The 21,683-nt window shown below is 64.6% G+C and carries 23 protein-coding genes; 14 read left to right on the forward strand and 9 right to left on the reverse strand.

Annotated features, from left to right (window positions below):
• The first annotated feature begins 31 nt into the window (after positions 1–31).
• Both NLN62_RS22240 and NLN62_RS22245 read left to right on the forward strand, forming a co-directional pair.
• Positions 32–760 carry a tetratricopeptide repeat protein gene (locus tag NLN62_RS22240; RefSeq protein ID WP_254113625.1) on the forward strand — a complete coding sequence of 243 codons (729 nt, stop codon included), beginning with the start codon at positions 32–34 and terminating at the stop codon, positions 758–760.
• 226 nt (positions 761–986) lie between these two features.
• Positions 987–2,201, forward strand: a complete 1,215-nt coding sequence (locus NLN62_RS22245; protein WP_254110202.1) for a tetratricopeptide repeat protein — start codon at positions 987–989, stop codon at positions 2,199–2,201.
• 25 nt (positions 2,202–2,226) lie between these two features.
• On the opposite strand, the gene NLN62_RS22250 is transcribed toward NLN62_RS22245, so the two are convergent.
• Positions 2,227–3,404, reverse strand: a protein-coding gene (locus tag NLN62_RS22250; RefSeq protein ID WP_254107522.1) for an IS3 family transposase whose coding sequence is annotated in 2 segments (ribosomal slippage) — positions 2,227–3,107 and positions 3,107–3,404 — 1,179 coding nt in all. Because the reading frame shifts where the segments join, the coding sequence is not laid out codon by codon here.
• 92 nt (positions 3,405–3,496) lie between these two features.
• Between NLN62_RS22250 and NLN62_RS22255 the strand changes: the two genes are divergently transcribed.
• From NLN62_RS22255 to NLN62_RS22270, 4 genes are all read left to right on the forward strand, one after another.
• On the forward strand, positions 3,497–3,652 hold the full coding sequence (locus NLN62_RS22255) for a hypothetical protein (RefSeq protein WP_371933009.1): 156 nt from the start codon (positions 3,497–3,499) through the stop codon (positions 3,650–3,652).
• Between the two features lie 341 nt (positions 3,653–3,993).
• Entirely contained in the window at positions 3,994–5,916 is a 1,923-nt protein-coding gene (locus NLN62_RS22260) for a propionyl-CoA synthetase (RefSeq protein ID WP_027520662.1), read from the forward strand.
• A 222-nt stretch (positions 5,917–6,138) separates the two neighbouring features.
• The gene (locus tag NLN62_RS22265) at positions 6,139–6,408 is read left to right on the forward strand and encodes a hypothetical protein (RefSeq protein WP_051389564.1); all 270 of its coding nucleotides are present in this window, start codon (positions 6,139–6,141) and stop codon (positions 6,406–6,408) included.
• 25 nt (positions 6,409–6,433) lie between these two features.
• Positions 6,434–6,640, forward strand: a complete 207-nt coding sequence (locus NLN62_RS22270) for a DUF6494 family protein (protein WP_027520660.1) — start codon at positions 6,434–6,436, stop codon at positions 6,638–6,640.
• A gap of 9 nt (positions 6,641–6,649) precedes the next feature.
• Here the strand turns inward: NLN62_RS22270 and NLN62_RS22275 are convergent, their stop codons facing one another.
• Positions 6,650–7,291: a DUF2306 domain-containing protein gene (locus NLN62_RS22275; RefSeq protein WP_254110203.1), complete on the reverse strand. Its 642-nt coding sequence runs from the start codon at positions 7,289–7,291 to the stop codon at positions 6,650–6,652.
• A gap of 120 nt (positions 7,292–7,411) precedes the next feature.
• On the opposite strand from NLN62_RS22275, the gene NLN62_RS22280 reads away from it, so the two are divergent.
• On the forward strand, positions 7,412–7,954 hold the full coding sequence (locus NLN62_RS22280) for a hypothetical protein (protein WP_254110204.1): 543 nt from the start codon (positions 7,412–7,414) through the stop codon (positions 7,952–7,954).
• Positions 7,955–8,115: 161 nt separating this feature from the next.
• On the opposite strand, the gene NLN62_RS22285 is transcribed toward NLN62_RS22280, so the two are convergent.
• A complete protein-coding gene (locus NLN62_RS22285) occupies positions 8,116–8,808 on the reverse strand; it encodes a DUF1013 domain-containing protein (protein WP_027520658.1) in 693 nt (230 codons plus the stop codon).
• A gap of 246 nt (positions 8,809–9,054) precedes the next feature.
• Between NLN62_RS22285 and ispH the strand changes: the two genes are divergently transcribed.
• The 3 genes from ispH to rnhA are packed head-to-tail and all read left to right on the forward strand — an operon-like array spanning position 9,055 to position 11,474.
• Positions 9,055–10,023 carry a 4-hydroxy-3-methylbut-2-enyl diphosphate reductase gene (ispH, locus tag NLN62_RS22290; protein WP_254110205.1) on the forward strand — a complete coding sequence of 323 codons (969 nt, stop codon included), beginning with the start codon at positions 9,055–9,057 and terminating at the stop codon, positions 10,021–10,023.
• Between the two features lie 6 nt (positions 10,024–10,029).
• Complete coding sequence (locus tag NLN62_RS22295) at positions 10,030–11,013, forward strand: homoserine kinase (RefSeq protein ID WP_254110206.1); 984 nt, start codon at positions 10,030–10,032, stop codon at positions 11,011–11,013.
• Entirely contained in the window at positions 11,010–11,474 is a 465-nt protein-coding gene (rnhA, locus tag NLN62_RS22300; protein WP_027520655.1) for a ribonuclease HI, read from the forward strand. The genes NLN62_RS22295 and rnhA overlap by 4 nt, the downstream gene beginning before the upstream one ends.
• A 193-nt stretch (positions 11,475–11,667) precedes the next feature.
• On the opposite strand, the gene NLN62_RS22305 is transcribed toward rnhA, so the two are convergent.
• The 6 genes from NLN62_RS22305 to NLN62_RS22330 form a co-directional block, all read right to left on the reverse strand.
• A complete protein-coding gene (locus tag NLN62_RS22305; RefSeq protein ID WP_027520654.1) occupies positions 11,668–12,153 on the reverse strand; it encodes a peroxiredoxin in 486 nt (161 codons plus the stop codon).
• Positions 12,154–12,262: 109 nt separating this feature from the next.
• Entirely contained in the window at positions 12,263–12,817 is a 555-nt protein-coding gene (locus NLN62_RS22310; RefSeq protein ID WP_027520653.1) for a DUF924 family protein, read from the reverse strand.
• Positions 12,818–12,829: 12 nt separating this feature from the next.
• Positions 12,830–14,515 (reverse strand): long-chain fatty acid--CoA ligase, encoded by a 1,686-nt coding sequence (locus NLN62_RS22315; protein ID WP_254110207.1) that lies wholly within the window; start codon positions 14,513–14,515, stop codon positions 12,830–12,832.
• Positions 14,516–14,705: 190 nt separating this feature from the next.
• Entirely contained in the window at positions 14,706–16,163 is a 1,458-nt protein-coding gene (locus NLN62_RS22320) for a serine hydrolase (protein ID WP_027520651.1), read from the reverse strand.
• A 181-nt stretch (positions 16,164–16,344) separates the two neighbouring features.
• On the reverse strand, positions 16,345–18,141 hold the full coding sequence (locus NLN62_RS22325; protein ID WP_027520650.1) for a glucan ABC transporter ATP-binding protein/ permease: 1,797 nt from the start codon (positions 18,139–18,141) through the stop codon (positions 16,345–16,347).
• Between the two features lie 92 nt (positions 18,142–18,233).
• A complete protein-coding gene (locus NLN62_RS22330; protein ID WP_254113628.1) occupies positions 18,234–19,292 on the reverse strand; it encodes an ABC transporter substrate-binding protein in 1,059 nt (352 codons plus the stop codon).
• 244 nt (positions 19,293–19,536) lie between these two features.
• On the opposite strand from NLN62_RS22330, the gene NLN62_RS22335 reads away from it, so the two are divergent.
• From NLN62_RS22335 to NLN62_RS22350, 4 genes are all read left to right on the forward strand, one after another.
• Positions 19,537–19,908, forward strand: coding sequence for a hypothetical protein (locus NLN62_RS22335; RefSeq protein WP_027520648.1), 372 nt, complete (start codon positions 19,537–19,539; stop codon positions 19,906–19,908).
• 105 nt (positions 19,909–20,013) lie between these two features.
• Positions 20,014–20,418, forward strand: coding sequence for a phosphoribosyl-ATP diphosphatase (gene hisE, locus NLN62_RS22340; RefSeq protein ID WP_027520647.1), 405 nt, complete (start codon positions 20,014–20,016; stop codon positions 20,416–20,418).
• Positions 20,419–20,463: 45 nt separating this feature from the next.
• Positions 20,464–21,066, forward strand: a complete 603-nt coding sequence (locus NLN62_RS22345; protein ID WP_198031673.1) for a YqaA family protein — start codon at positions 20,464–20,466, stop codon at positions 21,064–21,066.
• 64 nt (positions 21,067–21,130) lie between these two features.
• On the forward strand, positions 21,131–21,676 hold the full coding sequence (locus NLN62_RS22350; protein ID WP_027520645.1) for a hypothetical protein: 546 nt from the start codon (positions 21,131–21,133) through the stop codon (positions 21,674–21,676).
• Positions 21,677–21,683: the final 7 nt, after the last annotated feature.

Genomic DNA, 21,683 nt, shown 5'->3' on the forward strand with positions numbered 1-21,683 from the left:
ATCCATTCTGATTCCGAGCCTCTGCACCGCCATGATCCTGTGCGTGCTGTCGGCCCATCAAGGCCGGGCCGCGACCGGCGGCGAGCCGGCCGCAGTCGCGCAGATCGACATCGCGCCGTGCCTCGCCGCGACGGCGGCGGATGACGTCGAGAAGGCAACGTCCGCCTGCGGTGACGTGATCGACAACGAGAAGACCGCCAAGCCCGATCTCGTCAAGGCGCTGGTCTCGCGCGGCGCGCTGCTTGCGCGGCACGACCAGATCGATCGTGCCATCGCCGATTTCAGCCGCGCGCTATTGCTCGATCCTTCGCTCGCCGACATCTTCAACGCGCGCGGCGAGCTCTGGCTGAAGAAGGGCGACCGGCCCAAGGCGGTGCAGGATTTTGGCGCGGCCTTGCGGATCAATCCCAATCACGAGAAGGCCAGGGCCAACCACAAGGCGATGGCGCAGGAGCTCGAGCGTCTGGGCGCGCAGATGGCGGTCGCCGGCAAGCCGAGCTTCAACTGCGCACGCGCCCGCCGCGCCGTGGAGAAGGCGATCTGCGGCAGTCCCGAGCTTGCCGATCTCGACCGCGAGATCTTTGCCGCCAGCGCGCGCGTCACGCGCGAGGCCGGTAGTCCCGCGGAAGCCAAGACCCTCCAGCGCGAGCAGGACGATTTCATCGCCGGCCGCAACGCCGAATTTGGCCGGCCCGGGTATGATTTGAAGAAGGCGATGAAGGACCGCTTGCAGCGGCTGAACGGCGTGGATGGGTACTGAACTGCTTCGGCGCGGGAGGTGCGCTCCCTCTCCCGCATGCGGGAGATGGTTGGGGTGAGGGTGTCTCCACAGAGAGAGATTCCCTGAGGGGAGAGAGCCCCCACCCGGCGCTTCGCGCCGACCTCCCCCGCAAGCGGGAGAGGTGCACCGAGCGTGTGGCGCCGTCTTGAACCTGTCTCCGCGCGACTGCGACAACGGAGAAAGCCGTCGTCTCGGAGCCATCGCCATGTGCGGTCCGCATCATTGCCCGCAACTTTCGTTCCTTGCCAGAACCTCGCTGCTTGGCGCCAGCCTTGCGGTCGGCCTCACTCTTGCTGCAGGCCCCGCCGCGGCCGGCGGAACGCCCGTCGATTGCGTGCTCGGCAGCAAGGAATCCATTCCGCGGCTCATTGCGGCCTGCACCACGATCATCGACCAGACCGCGAATGCGGCGACCGACCGCGCCGCGGCGCTGGTGGTGCGCGCCGATGCCAACGCGAAAACCTCCGGCGGCTCGGCGGACGCCCTGAAGGATCTCGATCGCGCGATCGCGCTCGATGGCAGGAACGCGCGCGCCTTTCGCCTGCGCGGCGATCTCCTGCGCGAGGCCGGCGGCGATCTCGGCCGCGCCGCGGCCGACCTCGGCAAGGCAATCGAGCTCGATCCGCAGGATGCGGAAGCCTACGAGCTGCGCGGCATCGTCTACACCAACCAGCGCCGGCTCGACCGGGCGCTTGCGGACTATGACCAGGCGATCAAGCTGAAGCCGGACTATGCGCAAGCCTGGTCCGACCGCGGCGCGACCTGGTATCTCCGCGGCGACCATGAGAAGGCGATCCGGGATCTCAGCGAGGCGCTGCGGCTCGATCCGAACCACGCGCGCAGCTACACCAACCGCGGCGCCGCCTACAAGAAGCTCGGCCAGCTCGACAAGGCCATTGCCGACGACAGCGAGGCGATCCGGCTCGATCCCACGGAGGCGGAATTCTACGATAATCGTGGCCTGTCCTACGCGGAGAAGGGCGAGTACGACAAGGCGATCGCCGACTACGACCAGGCGCTCAAGCTGGAGCATCGGCCGAACTTCTTCACCAATCGCGGCGACTCCTATCAGTTCAAGGGCGAGCTCGGTGCTGCGCTCGGCGACTATGATGCCGCGCTCAAGCTCGATCCGAGCTTTGCCCTCACCTACAACAACCGCGCCGTGCTCTACGGCAAGATGGGCGAGCGGAAGAAGGCGCTGGCCGATTACGAGACGGCGCTGCGGCTCGATCCCGGCAACGAGAATGCGGCCGATGGCCGCCGCACCATGATTGCCGAGATCGCCAAGTTCGGTGCTCAACCGTCGCGCCCACTGCATGCGCGGTCCGCCGACGATAGCGGCCCGTCGTTCGATTGCGCCACCGCAAAGCGCGAGGTCGAGAAGGTGATCTGCGCCGATCCGCAGCTCGGCGTACTCTGATCTTCCCCCGAAAAAATGGACAGGGTTAAGCTGCTTTTAGCTCCATCTCGATCGGGCTGAGATATCCGATGGCCGAGTGGCGACGTGTTCGATTGTAGAAGCCCTCGATGTAAGCAAAGATATCACGTGTGGCTTCCTCACGTGTTGCATAATGCTGGTGATGGACGAGTTCGGTTTTGAGCGTGTGGAAGAAACTCTCCATCGGAGCGTTGTCATAGCAATCGGCCCTGCGGCTCATCGAGGCTCGGAAGCCGGCGGACTGCATCATCTTGCGATACTCCGCGGAGGCGTATTGAACGCCGCGATCTGAATGGTGGATCAGGCCGGCGCCAGGCCGCTGTGTCGCAATGGCCATCGCTAAGGCCGCCAATGGCAGTTCGGCGCGCAAATGATCCGCCATCGCCCAGCCGACGATCTTGCGGCTGTAGAGGTCCATGACCGTGGCCAGATAAAGCCAGCCCTGATCAGTCTCGACGTACGTGATGTCGGCGAGCCAGATCCGGTTCGGCGCTGCGGCGATGAAGTTGCGCTCGAGCAGATTCGCGGCGATCGGGAAGTCGTGACGGCTGTCGGTGGTGCGCACCCGTCGTGGCCGCGCCATGATGGCCCTGATACCGTGGCGGCGCATCAATCGCTCGATGCGACCGCGGCTCGCCCCGCGGCCCTGAGCCCTCAACTCGGCATGGATGCGCGGGCTGCCATAGCGGCCATTGGTGTCGCGGTGAACCCGCTTGATATCGCCGACGAGCTCACGATTGGCGGCGGCTCGCGCGCTCTCCGGGCGCGCCCGCCAGGCATAATAGCCAGCAGGCGAGACGCCGAGCACGTCGCACATGATCATCACCGGATAGTCGGCACGGCGATCTTCAATGAAGCGGAATCTCATTTCTGAACTCCAGCAAAGATCGCGATCGATTTTTTTAAAATGTCGCGCTCCATGCGCAGCCGCTCGTTCTCTCGCTGCAAACGGGCGATCTCCGCCGCGTGGTCCGCCGACGGCAGCGCCGCCTGCGTCGTGGGGCGCCGCGACGCCGCCGTCGGCTCCCGCCTGGCCCCACGTTGCTCTACCCACCGCCGCAACACGGAATCGCGCAGGCCAAGTTCCTTGGCCACCGATCCGATCGAGCGGCCACTCGATGCGACCAGATCAATCGCTTGCCGCTTGTAGTCGTCCGTAAACGACCGACGTTGACGTCCTTCCATCCGACACCTCCTGGCTCTTCGAGCCTACTACAGGTGTCCATCAGTTCGGAGGAGGTTCACTCGACCGCCAGATCGCCGACACCTATGCGTGCGTGCTGAAGTCATCTAACGGCCGCACCGCCTCCGACCTCCGCCGCACCCAGCGCGATTTCCTGAGTGCCCGCAACACTGGCTTCGGGCGGCCGGGCTACGACCTGAAGAAGGCCATGCAGGAGCGTTTGCAGCGGCTGAGCGGGATGGAGAGCTGAGGCCCCTTTCCACCTCTCCCCGCCTGCGGGAAGAGGCCGGATCGCATCGCAGATGCAATCCGGGTGAGGGGGAACCTCCGCGAGTTCAGCTATCTCTGTTTTTGCGGACGCAGTCCCTCGCCCCAACCCTCTTCCCGTAAGAACGGGGAGAGGGAGTGCAGCACCGCCGGGGCGCGCCCAAGGCGGAATGTCCGCCGAAAGCCCATCCTTTTCAGCTTGAACCGCAGCCCGTTCCCGGGAAAATACCCCCAAACAGCGCGGGCAATTGACCCTGATCATGGCGGAACAGCGTTTTCGCCGTCAGGTCAAAGCCAGCGAATAAGAGGAAACGGGAGCCGGGTATGAACGTCCAGGGAAGCCTCGAAGGAAAGAGCCGATATCACGAGGTCCATGCGCGCTCGCTGGCCGACCCCGGGAGCTTCTGGGCCGAGGCCGCGCAGGAGATCGACTGGATCGAGCCTGCGAAGAAGGTTTTCGACCCCGCCCAGGGCACCTATGGCCGCTGGTTCGCAGGCGCCGTCGTCAACACCTGCTACAACGCGCTCGATCGCCACGTCGAACGCGGCCGGGCCGACCAGCTCGCGCTGATCCACGATTCCCCGCTTACGGGCAGCGTCACGAGATTTACCTATGCCGAGCTCCTGAAAGAGGCGCAGGCACTCGGCGCGATCATGCAGGATTTCGGCGTCGCCAAAGGCGACCGCGTACTCCTCTACATGCCGATGGTGCCGGAGGCCGTGGTCGCCATGCTCGCCTGCGCGCGCATCGGCGCGGTGCACTCGGTGGTGTTCGGCGGCTTTGCCGCCAAGGAGCTCGCCACCCGCATCGACGACGCAGAGCCAAAGCTGATCCTCTCCGCAAGCTGCGGCATCGAGCCGGGCCGCATCGTGCAGTACAAGCCGCTGCTCGATGAGGCGATCAAGCTGGCGACGGCGAAGCCAAAAGCCTGCATCATCCTGCAACGTCCGCAGCATGTATGCGAGCTGACACCGAGCCGCGACTATGACTGGGCGAGCCTGCGCCGCAAGGCGCTGAACGACGGCAAGCGCGCGCCTTGCGTGCCGGTCGCGGCCACCGATCCGCTCTACATCCTCTACACGTCGGGCACGACCGGCATCCCCAAGGGCGTGGTGCGCGACAACGGCGGGCACCTCGTCGCAATCAAATGGTCGATGTTCAACCTCTACGGCGTCAAGCCGGGCGAGGTCTGGTGGTGCGGCTCCGACATCGGCTGGGTGGTCGGCCACAGCTACATCGTCTACGGCCCGCTGATTCATGGCGCGACCACGGTCATGTATGAAGGCAAGCCGGTCGGCACGCCTGACGCGGGCGCGTTCTGGCGCGTGATATCAGAGCACGAGGCGGTGGCGCTGTTCACCGCGCCGACCGCCTTCCGCGCGATCCGCAAAGAGGATCCGGACGGAAAATTCATCCGGCAATACGACCTGTCGAAATTCCGCACCCTGTTCCTCGCCGGCGAGCGCGCCGATCCGCCGACGGTGGAATGGGCGGAAGCGCAGTTGAAGGTGCCTGTCATCGACCACTGGTGGCAGACCGAGACCGGCTGGTGCATCGCCGGCAATCCGGTGGGCCTCGGTCAGCTGCCGGTGAAGCACGGCTCGCCGACCGTGCCGATGCCGGGCTATCAGGTCGACGTGGTGGACGAGGCGGCCAAGCCCGTTGCCGCCAACACCATGGGCTCGATCGTCATCAAGCTGCCGATGCCGCCGGGCTGCCTGCCGACGCTGTGGAATCAGGATGCGCGCTTCAAGGAGGCCTACCTCACCGAATTTCCCGGCTACTACAAAACCTCCGACGCCGGCTACAAGGACGAGGACGGTTATGTCTGGGTCATGGGCCGCACCGACGACATCATCAACGTCGCCGGCCATCGTCTGTCGACCGGTGGCATGGAGGAGATCCTCGCCTCGCATCCTGATGTCGCCGAATGCGCCGTGCTCGGCATCAAGGACGCAATCAAGGGCGAGGTGCCCTGCGGCTTCCTGGTGCTTAAGGCCGGCGTCAAGCGCGCGCCAGCCGAGATCGAGAAGGAGATCATCGCGCTGGTGCGCGATAAGCTCGGCCCGGTCGCGGCCTTCAAGCTCGCCATCACCGTCGGCCGCCTGCCCAAGACGCGCTCCGGAAAAATCCTGCGCGGCACCATCAAGAAGATTGCCGACGGCGAGTCATGGACCATGCCGGCCACCATCGAGGATCCCAAGGTGCTGGATGAAATCGGGGATGCCTTGAAGGGAAGAGTGTGAGGCGAAACGCATCCTGCGAGCGTGACGGGACGCCATCGCTTCGGCCTCCGCTGTCATTCCCCGCGAAAGCGGGGAATCCTGTACGCCGCGCCCTCTCCGCGTCTCTCGGGGCCTCTGGAATACTGGATGCCCCCGCCTTCGCGGGGCATGACGAAAGCACGTTGCGGGACTTACATTTTCCTCATTCCGCGCTACAGAGTGCCGGCAAATCGAGGACCCCTTATGCCCATCACGACTGCGTTGCGCTTTTTCACTGCTGCTCTGCTTGCGCTGGCCCTGTCCGCCTGCGCTGCGCGCAACCAGGCGCCGGTGGCGATGGGCAACGACGATGACGACGCCGCCTGCCAGAGCCGCGGCTATGCGCAGGGCTCGCCCGAATACGTCGCTTGCCGCAAGGACCGCGATGTCCAGCGCAGCGCCGCGACTGCCCGCGCCGATCGCCGCCAGCGCGATCTCGGCGAGTACATGCTCAACCATCCGGAGCGGCCGTAAGCCGGCCCGGTCAACGGAGGCCGTCATGAACGAGGACCAGTTCAACACGTCCTTGCGTAAATTCCTCAAGCAAGTCGGCGTCACCTCGCAACGCGAGATCGAGAAGGCCGTGCGCGATGCGATCGCGGGCGGCAAGATCAAGGGGCATGAGAAGCTGAAGGCGAAGATGGTGCTGACCATCGACAGCGTCGGACTCGTCCACGAGGTAGACGATACGATCGAGCTGGGTTGACGAAGTATTTCAGGCTTTGTTCACGGCATTTGCAAGACGCGCCAGATCGGGGGACGCGCCGGGGCCGGCCGCCAGTCCACGCGTTGAGCCGATCGCAATCAAGAGCGGCACGAGCCAGCATAGCCAGGCCGCAGAGGCGTAAGCCGGTGCGAAAGGCCACATCAGTTGCACCGCTGCCGTGGTCGCCAGCCGCAGCCAGATTGCGCCCGACGTCACGGCCGCCATGGCCAACATGCAGCGCGCATGGCGCCGGAAATCCCTGGCCCTGAGCGCGAGAAGACCGGCAACCGTCAGCGCAATCCAGACCGTCCCCTGGGCGATAAAACCGGCGCGCGCCATCGCGTTCGCCTCGCTCGCCATCGCGACGGGAAGGGATGTAAAGCCGCCGATCAGCACGCACCCTGCCGCGATACGGCCGAGCGGACGGTGCCACGCCGGATATCGCCGCAGCAGGATCACGAGGGTAACGATCATGAGCGCCGCGCCCGATGCGATCATGTGCAGCGAAAAGATTATCGGGAGGCGTTGAAGCACGACGAATAACGGGTAGGGCAGGCGCAGCACGCCGAGGCCCGATGCCACCGCCGCAAGCCCGATCGGCAATGTCAGCAAGCCGATTGCAATCGTGATTGTAATGCCGGGACGCCTCATCGGTCGGATTGAGCTTCCGTGGAATCGTTGCTCACCGCTGCGGCTTTGTCGCGGCGCTTGCGCGTGAACCCGCCTCGTCGAGAGCACGACACAAATGGATCACTCTGGAAGGCATACACCATGACCGTCACGTTCCTGACACGCTTTCGCGACTTCATCCTGGCGGGCGGTGGACGTCGCCATAGGCCGAAGTTCGCGCGATGGGCTGCTGCGATCGCGCTCCCGTTTGTCGTTGCAAACGCCGCGTCGGTTTGCTTCGCCGGCAAGGCACATGCCGAGTCCGACCTTTCCGCCCTCGCGCTTGGGGGCCGCTGGGTCGACGAGATGCCCGGCGACAAGCTCGTTCTCGACATCTCATCCTGTGGAGAGGGTTGGTGCGGCGTCAACGTAGTGGAGGGGGTGTGCGGCGCCACGGTCTTGCGGGTGAAGCAGTCCAAGGAAGGACCGGAATTTGTCAGCCTGAGCGGCAAGCTCGAACTGGCGCCTGGAGCGCAGCCCTACTTTGTCCGGGCTCGCGTCTTCCGCACCAACGACGCGCCGCGCCTGCAAATCCTGGGTGATAGTCGCGCCGACTTCAGCGTCATGCGCCGCTCGTATCCGTTCGTTTCCAATATGGCCCGCAGTGGCGACGCGCTGTGCCGTCCGGATGCGAAGACATCGTGATGCTTTCGCCGTTGAACCGGTGAAAGCCAACCGCCGGGAAGGCCGTACCGTGCTCCTCAGAATGAGGGGCCGCGCGATCCGCTGTGCCCAAAAAACAAAAACGCGGCGGATGGCCCCGCCGCGTCCGAATCGATTTCGACGTTCAGCCGAGGAGCTGCAACCTACTCCTCTTCCTCCTGCTTCTTGCCGCCGAGCGTCTTCAGCTTGGCGAACACGGCGTCGACGTTGAGGTCGTCGCTGCTCTTCTCCGCCGGCTCGTATTCGTCCTTCTTCGTGGTCTCGGAGGCTGGCAGCAGGGTGGCGCCGCCATAGGCTGCGTCGATCGGCTTTTCCTTGGCTGCGCGCGCCACCTCGAAATCGAGCTCGATCTGCGAGCAGAGGCCGAGGGTGACGGGGTCGATCGGCGTCAGCCCGGCGGTGTTCCAGTGGGTGCGGTCACGCACGCTCGCGATCGTGCTCTTGGTCGTGCCGACCAGGCGCATGATCTGGGCGTCCTTCAGCTCGGCATGGTTACGCAGCAGCCAGAGGATCGCGCTCGGGCGCTCGTGGCGACGCGAGACCGGGGTGTAGCGCGGCCCCTTGCGCTTGGGCTGGGGCGGCAGCACCACCTTGCTCTCCTGGAGGCGGAGCCGGTAGTCGGGGTTTCTCTCGCCCTTCTCAATCTCCTCGCGGGTCAACTGGCCGTTGGAGAGGGGGTCCATGCCCTTGATGCCCTGGGCGGCGTCGCCGTCGGCGATCGCGCGCACCTCTAGGGGGTGCATTTTGGTGAAATCGGCGACCTGATCGAAGGTCAGCGCCGTGTTGTCGAGCAGCCAGACGGCGGTCGCCTTGGGCATCAGAGGTGCGTTGCTCATGGGCAAATCTCCTTTGTGCTTCGCCCACCTCTTTGGAGGCGAAACCGGGGGGTCATCAGCGATGACGGGAATTAACCCCTATATAAGCCGTGAGGGGCCATTCACGCAATGGTTCTGCTATAGATAGTGCCTTGACAGCGCCCGAAAGGGGGCCCAAGTCCCTAGCAGTCCGTGCCAAGCCCTATTTCATCAATCGACCGGTCCCGGCCCAATGGCCGTTGGGTGATTCGGTCCCGAGATCGCTTCATGTCAGCCAAACCAGACCTCAAGATCGTGCTTTGTTCTCCCCGCGGCTTTTGCGCGGGGGTGGTGCGGGCCATCGACACCGTGGAGCGGGCGCTCACCATGTATGGCGCCCCGGTCTATGTTCGTCATGAGATTGTGCACAATAAATATGTCGTGGATGGGTTGAAGAAGAAGGGCGCGATCTTCGTCGAGGAGCTGGCTGAGATCCCGGAAAATACCACCGCTCCTGTGGTGTTTTCGGCCCATGGCGTGCCGAAGTCCGTTCCGGCCGACGCGCAGTCCCGCAACCTGTTCTCGCTGGATGCGACCTGCCCGCTGGTGACCAAGGTGCACCGCGAGGCCGCGATTCACTTCAAGCGTGGCCGCGAGATCTTCCTGATCGGTCATTCCCATCATCCCGAGGTGGTCGGCACCCTCGGCCAGCTGCCGGTCGGTGCCGTGACCCTGATCGAGACCGCCGAGGACGCCAAGACAATCGCCCCGAAGGATCCGAACAACCTCGCCTTCGTGACCCAGACCACGCTGTCGATCGACGACACCGCGGAGATCGTGGCGCTCCTGAAGGAGCGCTTCCCGAACATCAACGGGCCGCACAAGGAAGACATCTGCTACGCCACCACCAACCGCCAGCTCGCGGTGAAGAAGGTGGCCCCTGTGGTCGATGCGCTGATCGTGGTCGGCGCGCCGAACTCGTCGAACTCGCAGCGCCTGCGCGAGGTCGCCGAGCGTGAGGGCTGCAAGATCGCCGTGTTGGCCCAGCGGGCGAGCGACATCGACTGGGACAAGTTCGGCGACATCACGAGCCTCGGCATCACCGCGGGTGCCTCGGCGCCGGAGGTGATCGTCGAGGAGATCATGGACGCCTTTGCCGAGCGCTACACGCTGCATGTGGAGACGGTGTCGGCCGCGGAAGAGAACGAGTTCTTCCCGCTGCCGCGCTCGCTGCGCCCCGAAGCTGCTGCCGAGTAGTCTTGTATGGCGGTCTACACCGACGTCGCCGCCGACGAGCTTGCGGATTACCTGAGCCAATACGATCTCGGCGAGTTGCTCTCCTACAAGGGCATCGCCGAGGGCGTCGAGAACTCCAACTTCCTGCTGCACACGAGCAAGGGCTCGTTCATCCTCACGCTCTACGAGAAGCGCGTGGCGAAGAACGACCTGCCGTTCTTCCTCGCGCTGATGACGCATCTGGCCGAGCACGGCATCAATTGTCCGCTGCCGGTGAAGGCGAAGGACGGCGAGGCGCTGCACGAGCTTGCGGGACGGCCGGCGGCGATCATCACCTTTCTCGAAGGCGTCTGGCCGCGCAAGCCGAACGCTGCGCATTGCGCCGGCGTCGGCGAGGCGCTAGCGAAGATGCATCTGGCCGGCGCCAATTTTGCGATCAAACGCGCCAACGCGCTCTCGGTGTCCGGCTGGCGGCCGCTGTTCGACCAGGCTGCCGCCCGCGCCGACGAGGTGCAGCCAGGCCTGCGTGCGTTCCTCGGAGCCGAGCTCGACCATCTCTCGAGCGGTGTCTGGCCGACCAAACTGCCCGAGGGCGTGATCCACGCCGATCTGTTCAACGACAACGTCTTCTTCCTCGGCGACAAGCTCTCCGGGATCATCGACTTCACCTTCGCCTGCAACGACATGTTCGCCTATGACGTTGCGATCTGTCTCAACGCCTGGTGCTTCGAGGCGGATCATTCCTTCAACGTCACCAAGGCGCGCGCCTTCCTCAATGCCTATGGTCGCGTGCGAAAATTGACTGAGGCGGAGGAAGCCGCGCTGCCGCTGCTGGCGCGGGGTGCGGCGATCCGCTTCCTGCTGACGCGGCTGGTCGACTGGCTCAACGTGCCGCCAGGCGCGCTGGTGCGTCCCAAGGACCCGGTCGAATACGTCCGCAAGCTGCGCTTCCACCAGAGCGTTTCGAGCGTGCGCGACTATGGCCTCTTGCCGTCAGGGCTGGTCGCGTGAGCGAGCTGCCCAATGTCACGATCTTCACGGACGGCGCGTGCTCGGGAAATCCCGGGCCCGGCGGCTGGGGCGCGATTCTGAGGTTCGGCGACAAGGAGAAAGAGCTGAACGGCGGCGAGCGCCACACCACCAACAACCAGATGGAGCTGATGGCGGCGATCTCGGCGCTCGAAGCGCTGAAGAAGCCCTGCACCGTCGATCTCTACACCGACAGCCAATATGTCCGGCAGGGCATCACCGGCTGGATCCATGGCTGGAAGCGCAACGGCTGGCGCACGGCCGACAAGAAGCCGGTGAAGAATGTCGAGCTATGGCAGCGCCTCGACGCTGCGCTGAAAGCGCATGAGGTGCGCTGGCACTGGGTCAAGGGCCACGCCGGCCACCCCGAAAACGAGCGCGCCGATCAGTTGGCGCGCGACGGGATCGCGAAGGCAAGGTTGCAGCAGAGGGTCGGGGAGTAGGCGGACGCTTCGCAGCGCGCTCCGGGAGTCATCGCTGCAGACGCCGCCACACTCTCCGCCGTCATCGCCCGGCTTGACCGGGCGATCCAGTACGCCGCGGCGGTCGTTGTGAATCTCGCTGCCTCTGGAATACTGGATGCCCCGCCTTCGCGGGGCATGACAGCGTCAGAGGTGACTGAAAGCGGTGGCCCCCTTACAGCTGCCCGAGCAGCGTATCGCCGCCCGACACCTCGACCTTGCCGGGCATCGCCTCGAGGTTCAGCTTCTTCACCACGCCGTCCTCGACCAGCATCGAGTAGCGCTTGGAGCGGATGCCGAGACCGTTGGCGGAGGCGTCGAGCTCCATGCCGATCGCCTTGGTGAAGTCGGCATTGCCGTCGGCGAGGAACGTCGCTTCGTCGCGCTGGTCGGTGTCGCGCTTCCAGGCGTTCATCACGAAGGCATCGTTGACCGAGACGATCGCGATGGTGTCGACGCCCTTGTCCTTGATGGCATAGGCGTTGAGGAAGATGCTCGGCAGATGCATCTTGTGGCAGGTGCCGGTGTAGGCGCCGGGGACCGCGAACAACGCCACCTTCTTGCCCTTGAAAATGTCGTCGGTCGATTTGACCTGCGGCCCCTCCGCCGTCATCACGCGGAATTTCGCCTCGGGCAGCTTGTCGCCAATCTGGATCGCCATCGTCATTCTCCCTGAAAATCGGTTCCGCTTTGTAGACCGGGCGGCCGGGCCGCACAATATTTCCGATGCGCAAAGCGCGCGGGGTTCGTAGCCCTTCACCGTGATGTCATCAGCCGGAAAAGCCGCCCTCATCCAGGAACGCTTGCTCGTCCGGCTTGGTTTCGCGGCCGAGGATGCGATTGCGGTGTGGGAAGCGGCCGAACCGTCGGATGATGTCGGCGTGCTCCTCGGCGTATTTCAGGTTTTCGCAGTCGTCGATCTTCCGAAACAGCGCGACGCAGTGCAGCTGATCGGGCAGATGCTCCGAATGCATGAACGGCAGGTAGAAGAATTCGCGCAAGGCTGGATCGACCCGCCCGTCGGCGCCGCGGGCGAGCGCCCGGCGGGCCACTTCGCGGGCCAGCGCATCGCTCGCATAGGTCATGGCGTCGCCGCGGAACATGTTGCGGGGAAACTGGTCGAGCACGATGACGAGCGCCAGCGCGCCGTCATCGCCCGTTTCCCACGATGATAAGTCTCCATTCGCCGCGCGCCGCCACAGCTCGAGAAAGCGGCTGCGGATTTCGGCATCGAAGGCATCGTCGCGCTTGTACCAGCGCTCGCCGCCGGCTTCGCGCCAGAAGGCGAGAACGCCGGCCGGCGCAATGTCGTTGGCATCAGGCACCGAGGCGCCGGCTTACGCCGCCTCGGCCTTCTTCTCGTCGCGGAGCTGCCGGCGCAAAATCTTGCCGACATTGGTTTTCGGCAGCTCGGTCCTGAACTCGATGTGCTTGGGCACTTTGTAGCCGGTGAGCTGCTCGTGGCAGAACTTGATCACGTCCTCGGCCGTCAGGTTCGGGTCCTTCTTCACCACGAAGGCCTTCACCGCCTCGCCCGACTTCGCATCGGGAATGCCGATCACGGCGCATTCGAGCACGCCCGGATGGCTCGCGATCACTTCCTCGATCTCGTTCGGATAGACGTTGAAGCCCGAGACCAGAATCATGTCCTTCTTGCGATCGACGATCTTGATGTAACCCTTCTCGTCCATCACGCCGATGTCGCCTGTGCGGAAATAGCCGTCCGCGGTCATGACCTTGGCGGTCTCCTCGGGCCTGTTCCAGTAGCCCGCCATCACCTGCGGGCCCTTGGCGCAGATTTCGCCGGGCTGTCCCAGCGCCACCTCGTTGCCGTCGTCGTCGCGGATCGAGATCCAGGTCGAGGGCACGGGAATGCCGATCGAGCCGGAGAACTCGGTCGTGGTCGCCGGATTGCAGGTGAGGGTCGGCGCGGTCTCCGACAGGCCATAGCCTTCCGCGATGAAGCAGCCGGTCACCGATTTCCACTGCTCGGCGACCGGGCGCTGCACGGCCATGCCCCCGCCGTTGGAGATCTTCAGCTTCGAGAAGTCGAGCTTCCTGAAGTCGGGATGGTGCATCAGCCCGTTGTAGAGCGTGTTAACCGCCGGGAAGCTGTTGACCTGGTACTTCGCCAGCTCCTTGATGAAGCCGGGGATGTCGCGCGGGTTGGGGATCAACAGGTTGCAGCCGCCGGCACGCACCGCGAGCAGGTAGCAGGCCGTCAGTGCGAAGATGTGATAGAGCGGCAGCGCGCAGACGATCATGAGCTGGTCGACATGCGGAGGCGCGGCGACCGCCGGTTGGAGCCAGGCGTCGTTCTGCAGAACGTTGGCGACGATGTTGCGGTGAAGCAGCGTCGCGCCCTTTGAGACGCCGGTCGTGCCGCCGGTATATTGCAGGAAGGCGACGTCGCCGGGTGACAGTTTTGGCTTGTTGAAGGTCGCGCTGCGGCCCGCCGCCAGCGCATCGTTGAAGGCGATCGCGCCCGGCAGCGAATAGGCCGGCACCATCTTCTTCACGCGGCGAACGACGAGGTTGACGATCACGCCCTTGAAGCCAAGCAGGTCGCCCATGCTCGCCATGACGACGTGCTTGACGGACGTCTTGGCGATCACCTGCTCGACGGTGTGGGCAAAATTCTCCAGCACGAAAATGGCTTCGGCGCCGGAGTCCTTGAGCTGGTGCTCGAGCTCGCGCGGCGTATAGAGCGGGTTGACGTTGACGACCGCGAAGCCCGCGCGCAGCACGGCCGCGGTCGCGACCGGATATTGCAGCACGTTCGGCATCATGATCGCGACGCGCGCGCCGCGCTGCAGGCCGCGGCCTTGCAGATAGGAGGCAAGCGCCAGCGACATCTGGTCGAGATCGCGGTAGCTGATCGCCTTGTCCATGCAGATGAAGGCCTTGCGGTCGGCGAACTTCGCAAAGCTCTCCTCCAGGAGATCGACCAGCGATGCGTATTGCGTCGGCTCGATATCGGCTGGCACGCCGGGCGGATATTGCTTGAGCCAGATGCGCTCCATAGGTACTCCCCTCCTAAACCAGAGCCCGATGTGTCTCAGGCTTGCCTCGTTTCACGCAGTATTGAGCCTGCCGCAACCGCTGGCAAGCGGTTGAGGCTTAGGACAACGGCCCGAAAGTGGCTACTGGAATCGTCGCAAACGGCGCTGTCGCAGTTGCGAAGTGCAGGTGCAGCCGTCGGCCGGCGCGCCGTTAACTGTTATTGGGCGCAGGCTTCGCGGGCTTGGTGGTCGTCTTCGGCTTGGCGGGTTTGGCAGCGGAATCGCCGTTCGCCGCCGGCTTTTCCGCGCCCTTCGCAGCCGCGTCGGGTTTCGCATTGGCGTGCTTGACCGGCCTGGCTGCGGGTTTGGCTTCGCCCTTCGCATCCGGCTTGGCATCGAGCTTGGCGCTCGACTTGGCGTCCTTGCCCGCATCTTTTGGCTTGTCGCTCGCGTCAGGCTTCTTCGCCGCAACGCGCGACTTCTTGCCTCGCGCCTTTGGGGTCGCCTGCTGGTCGGCATCGGCCGCGACCGCCGCAATCAGGGCGGCGCCGGTCCGGGTCGGGCCGGTATAGACCGGCACTGGCTCGACGGCCGCCGCGGCCGAGGCCATCAGATCCGAAGCCTTCATCGTGGGCGGTTGCAGGCCGGCGGTGAAGAACGTCACCTGGGCTTCGCCGCCGGTCAGGGACGTCGATCCGCCCGTGCCGCCATTGGTTGCGATCAGTGCATCGTCGTCGTCGCTGGCCGGCCGCTTGCGGTGGCCGCCGCACATCTCGTCGCGCAGATTCGGCGGCGAGGCGTCGACCGGCGCGAGGCTGTCGACCGTGCCGAGCGCGGGACGCAACCACGACAGCGTGTCCTGCGAGAAACCGCGCTCGAGAAGCTGCGCCGCCTTGACCGCGCGCGCGGTGCCGGAATTGGCGCCGAGCACCACCGCGATCAGCCGCCGTCCGTTGCGCGACGCCGATGCCACGAGGTTGTAGCCGGAGGCGCAGATGAAGCCGGTCTTGAAACCGTCGGCGCCGGGATAGCGGCCGATCAGCTTGTTGAAGTTTGGCGTGATGCGCTTGCCGAAACGGATCGCCGGGATATGCACGAAATATTCGTATTCCGGCAGGTCGCGCAGGAACGAGCGCGAAAGGATTCCGAGATCGCGCGCCGAGGTGATCTGGCCGTCGGCGGGCAGGCCGTTGGGATTGACGTAGCTCGTCTGCGTCATGCCGAGCTTTTGCGCGGTCTGGTTCATCATCGCCGAGAAGCCGTCGATCGAACCGCCGACGCCCTCGGCGAGCACCACGGCCATGTCGTTCGCCGACTTGACCATCATCATCTTCAGCGCGTTGTCGACGGTGACCTGCGTGCCGGGGCGAAAGCCCATCTTCGAGGGCGATTGCGAAGCGGCCGTCGGTGAGACCGTCAGCAGCGTGTCGAGCGTGAGCTTGCCGTCCTTCACCGCCTTCAGCGTGACATAGGCGGTCATGATCTTGGTCACCGAGGCGGGATACCAGGGAATGGTCGCATTTTCCGCCTGCAAGACCTTGCCGCTCTCGGCCTCGATCAGAAGCAGCGCCTCGGCGCGCGCGTCGCGCGGCGCAAGCAGCATCAGCGCGGCGGCCACGACGGCCAGGTTCAACGGGGCAAGGCGAAGCAGCGGGCGAAAGAAGTGCACTATCCGATTCCGGTCCTTGGAGAGCCGCTCGATAATGCGGTTCTCATGATCTGAGGTTCGGGTTTGAAGCGTACGTCAGCGCCGCCGCCTGCGGCGGGTGCAAAGCTATACCGGCTCGTTCACCGAGAACAGGGGGCTGGGCCCGGTATTCAGCGATGAAATAGGCCAAATTTCGACGGTTTTACCGGGACTTCACAGCCGAGGCTGCGGCCTCGGCCGCCGCCACGCTCGCCCGTGCATTTTCCTGCACCATGAACTGGGCCTTGGCGAGCGCGGCGAAATGGCCGCCTTTGGCCACGAGTTCATCGAAAGTTCCGCTTTCGATCACGCGGCCGCTGTCGAACACCAGGATCCGCGTGGCGTTGCGGATGGTGGAGAGGCGATGGGCAATCACGAAGGTGGTGCGGCCTCGCATCACTTCATCGAGAGCAGCGTTGACCTTCGCCTCGGTGACGGCATCGAGCGCGCTGGTGGCCTCGTCCAGGATCAGGATTGGCGGGTCCTTCAGCAGCGCACGCGCGATCGACAGCCGCTGCCGCTCGCCGCCGGACAGCATGCGCCCGCGCTCGCCGGCATTGGTCTCGAAGCCGCCGCTGCGCTCGATGAATTCGAGCGCCTGCGCGCGCTCGGCCGCGAGCCGCATCTCCGCGTCGGTTGCGTCCGGCTTGCCGACGCGCAAATTCTCCGTGATCGAGCGGTTGAACAGCAGCGCCTCCTGGAACACCACGCCTATGTTCCGCCGCAGCGATGTCAGCGTCACGCCGCGCACGTCCATGCCGTCGATCTTGATGAAGCCGGATTGCGGATCGAACGCACGATGCAGAAGCGCGATCGCGGTCGACTTGCCGGCGCCGGTCGAACCGACCAGTGCGATCGTCTGTCCGGGCAGTGCGGTGAAGGAGAGGTCCTCGACCGCCGGCCGCTTGCCGTCATAGGAGAAGGTGACGTCGTGGAACTCGACAAGGCCCGACAGGCGCCCGACGTCGATCGCATCGGGCCGGTCGTGCACGGCGGGCACGGCATCGAGCACGTTGAAGAATTCGCGTAAGCGTGGCGCCTCCATGAAGACGTTGTTGACGAAGCCCACGACCTGCTCGAGCTTCTGGATCAGCAGCGTTGCAAAGCTCACGAACATCACGATCTCGCCGACCGTCGTCAGCCCCTGGTCGTGCAGCGCGATGCCGAGCGTGAAGATCGCGAGCACCGTAATGGTGGTGGAGGCGCGCGTGATGACGGTGACGAGCGCCCACCAGGACAGTACGGGCATTTGTGCCGCGAGCAACTGGTCGGCAACGAAGCGCAGTCCCTGCACCTCGGCTTCGACGCGCACGAAACTCTGCACCAGCGCGACATTGCCGAGCGCGTCGGAGGCGCGCGCGGAGAGGTCGCTATAGTGCTCCTCGACCGTCATCTGCATGCCGTAGGTCTTGCGCACGACGAAGGTCGTCAGCGCCGTGAACACGATGCAGAGCGCGAACAGCAGGATCGCGAGCCGCCAGTTCAGATAGAGCGACAGCGGCAGCAGCACGAACACCGACAGGATCGCGGCAAAATGCTCGCGGAAGAAGCCGAGCCACAGCCGCCACAGCGCGTCGGTGCCGTTCAGCATCACCTTCATCAGCCGTCCGGAATGGGTGCCGGAGTGGAAGGTCAGCGGCAGTTGCAGGATATGCTCGAAATAATCCGTCAGTACCGCCTGGCGCTGGCGATGGGCGAGCCGGTCGGCATGCAGCGCCACCAGCGCGCTGCAGCCGATCGTGAACAGCCCGAACGCGACCCAGGCGAACAGGAACGGCCAGGCGGAGTTCGAACCCGCGACGGTCTTGCCGGAGAGCACGTCGACGATCTTGCCGAACAGCACGGGCTCGGCGAACTGCGCCGCCGCAAGCAGCAGGTTGGCGACTGCCAGCAGCCAGCCCAGCCGCGCCTCCTTGCCGAGCAGCTCAAGAACGCGGGTGTAGAGACGAAGGATCGACATGAAAGGCACGGCACTCGCGCGGGCGGGATCGAACGAGGTAGCATTCTAATCAGGGATGGGCCGCAAGATACAGCCGAAGCTGTCAGTTTTATTCAATTGATCAGCCGGCCAGCCACAGGCGGCAGGAACTTTTCGTCGAAAATATCGCTCGCGGTGGGGCGCTTGCGGAACTTGAAATCCAGCCCGATCTGGTCGATCGCGCGATCGAAGCGGGCGGGATCGACGCTGCCGAGGCCGTTGCGCCGGACCTCGTCGGTCAGGATGTTGTCGGCAAGCACGGTGGATAGCCGCGCGAGCTCGAGGTCGCGCACGCCGTCCTCCATCCGGCTAACGGTCTCGTCGACCGCGCGCTCCGGCTCCTTGACCGTTGCATTGAGCCCGCCGATCAGCGCGCGAACGAAACCTTTCACGGCGTCCGACTTCGACGCGGCAAAGGACGGGTTCACCACCACGGCAAAGCCATAGGCCTCGCAGCCATAATCGGCATAGCGCAGCACCGCGAGATCGTCGGCCGGCACGCCACGGTCGCGCAAATTCACGGCCGACAGATAGCTGAACCCGGCGACGGCATCGACCTGTCCGGCGGACAGGATCGGTTCGCGCACCGCAGCACTCATCTTGTAGAATTTCACGTGCGCCGCGTTGACCCCGTTCTGATGCGCGAGCGCCGGCCACAGCCGGATCGACAGATCGCTGTCGGCAACGCCGACCGTCTTGCCCTCGAGATCGGACAGCGTATGGATGCCCCGGCTCCTGCGCGCGACGATCGCGTAGGGCGCGCGGTTGAACAGCACGAACACGGCCTTGATCGGCGGGGCGTCTGTCCTGTCGCGAAAGCGGATCAATTCGTTGATGTCGACGAGGGCGAGATCGCTGTCGCCCCTGGCGATGCGCGCAAGCGCCTCCGGCGAGCCCGCGGCGCTGCCGAACGACACGGCGAGATGCTCGGCGCCGAACAATCCGTCCTTCGCCGCCATGAAGAACGGCGCCATGCTCGATTCAATCGGGCGGTCGAAAGTGAACTGGATCGCGACATGCCGAGCGGCGTCGTCTGCGGCGCTCGCCGAGCGCGGGCCCGAGCACGCCAGCACCGCGAGCCCGATCCAGAGAGCCAACAGACAGCGGGAGAGGGATGTCGGGCATGCGCGCATGAATTCACGCCGGACCAGCATTGTTTCTTTTTGTGACGCTTGCAAAGCGCCGGCGGTCGTCATCCTGGCCGATCAAACCTGAACGGTTGATGAGCGGAACGCATCACGATTTCGCAATCTCCGCGCGAATTTGTCGCCGTTCAGCTTCTGTTGGGTTGGGGAACCCAACATGGGATGCGCGGGTTTTAAGCGAATAAAGCCTGTCCCCAGGCACCCATTGAAGGTCCCAAGGAGGTCCAAAGTCATGTTCGACCAAGCTTCAAGATTTGCAGGCCGCAAGGCCATATTCGCCACCGCCGCCGTGCTGGCGCTCACGACCGCTATCCCCTCGACCTCGTTCGCGGGCGGCCGCCACTGGCATGGTGGTGGCGGAGCCGCTGCGGCCGCGGCCTTCGCCGGCATCGTCGGCACGGGGCTTGCGATCGCCGCCGCCCGCGATGCGTACGCCTATGACTATGGCGGACCCGCCTACTACGGCGGGCCAGTCTATTACGGTGGGCCGGCCTACTACAGGGGCCCGGGTTACTACGGGAGCGATCCGAACTACCCGTACAATGGCAATGTCGGTCGCGATCCCTTTGCCACTTGTAGCCGAAGCGGCGCATATTGTTGGTAAGCCGTTGACCACGACGAGCCGGCGCGCTTGCCGCGCTGGCTTAAATTTTGCTTTTATTGTCGGACGTTAACGCGTCTACCATTGGTTTAGAGTAGTTTTGAGTACATGAGTGATTCGCTTGAGCGGCTATATCTGGCTGTGCTCGCGGCCAGGGATCTTGATCCGGCAACATCGCGCACCGCCCGGCTGTTTCAGCGCGGCCCGGCCAAAATGGCGAAAAAACTGGCTGAGGAAGCCATCGAGGTGGTCATCGACGCGGTTCATGGCGATAGCGAAGCCGTGATCCGGGAAAGCGCCGACCTTCTCTACAATCTCACCGTGCTCTGGGCCGCGGCCGGCGTGCGGCCTCAGGATGTCTGGCGCGAGATGGCGCGGCGGGAAGACATGCTCGGCATCGCCGAGAAGCTGCCGAAATCGCCGATGAAACTGCCCAAAGTTGCCTCGCCCCGCGTTGCCACCCGGCGGCCAATTGTCGCGCTCGAGGGCCGCGCGGCACGCAAGCGCCACTAGAAGCGGAACAAACCGGCCCCATCTTGCGATGGACAAATCCGTCCCATGGTGCTTCATCGCGGCGCCATGCTGAAACGTATCTACGATTGGTGCATCGACGCCGCCCACAAGCCCTACGCGCTCTGGATCATGGGCGCCGTGGCTTTCGCAGAAAGCTCGTTCTTTCCCGTCCCTCCGGACGTGATGCTGGTGCCGATGTCGTTGGCGCGCCCGCAGCGCGCCTGGGTCTACGCCACGGTCTGCACCGCGACCTCGGTGCTGGGCGGCATCCTGGGCTACGCCATCGGTGCGCTGCTCTATGACTCGCTAGGTCATTGGCTGATCCAGCTCTACGGGCTCGGCGACCAGGTCGAGGGATTCCGTGCCAAATACGCCGAATGGGGCGCCGTGATCATCCTGCTCAAGGGCCTGACACCGATCCCCTACAAGCTCGTCACCATCACCTCGGGCTTTGCCGGCTACAATCTGCTTCTGTTCGTCCTGTTCTCCATCATTGCACGCGGCGGCCGCTTCTTCATCGCGGCCATCCTGCTCAACCGCTATGGCGATTGGATTCGGGTCAGGATCGAGCGGCATCTCGGATTGTGGGTGGCGATCTTCGCTGCGGTGCTGGTGCTCGGCTTCGTGATCGCGATCAAGCTGATCTGATCAAGCTTATCTGACGGCGCGTCAGGCGCTTTGCCGGCGCGCCGGCTTCGGTTACGGTTGGGCCATGATGGTTCGATCCGGCAATCCGGTCACGCGACTCTGGATGATTGTGACAGCGGCGCTATTCCTACTGCCTGGCATCGCCGGGCCCGGATGGGCACAGTCAACGGCCCCCGCGCCGTCGCTCGGCCTTCAAGACGCCGGGCCGCAGGCGCCGCCGCCACAATCTACTCCCACGGCATCAGCCCCACCGGCGCGCGAGGAGAATCCCGGTCTGATCAACGAAATGGGCAAGCTGTTCGACAAGCTGCCCTCGATCCTGCCGCCGATCAAAAGTCCGAGCGAGACCATCGACGATCTGTCGCGCATGGCAAAGCCATCGAGCTTGGTGTCGGGGCGTGTGGCCTGTCCGGCCTCGCCAAACGGCGCGCCCGATTGCAAGCAGGCCGCCGACAGGCTCTGCCAGGGCAAAGGCTACAAGGAAGGCAAGAGCCTGAACGCGGACTCCGCGCAAAGCTGTTCGGCAAAGGTCCTGATTCCCGGCAGGACCCGCAAGTCGGATGACTGCCGCACCGATACGTTCGTCACCAGCGCGCTGTGCCAGAACTGAGGCGATG

The organism is Bradyrhizobium sp. CCGUVB23, assembly GCF_024199885.1.
In the GTDB taxonomy this organism is placed as follows: domain Bacteria; phylum Pseudomonadota; class Alphaproteobacteria; order Rhizobiales; family Xanthobacteraceae; genus Bradyrhizobium.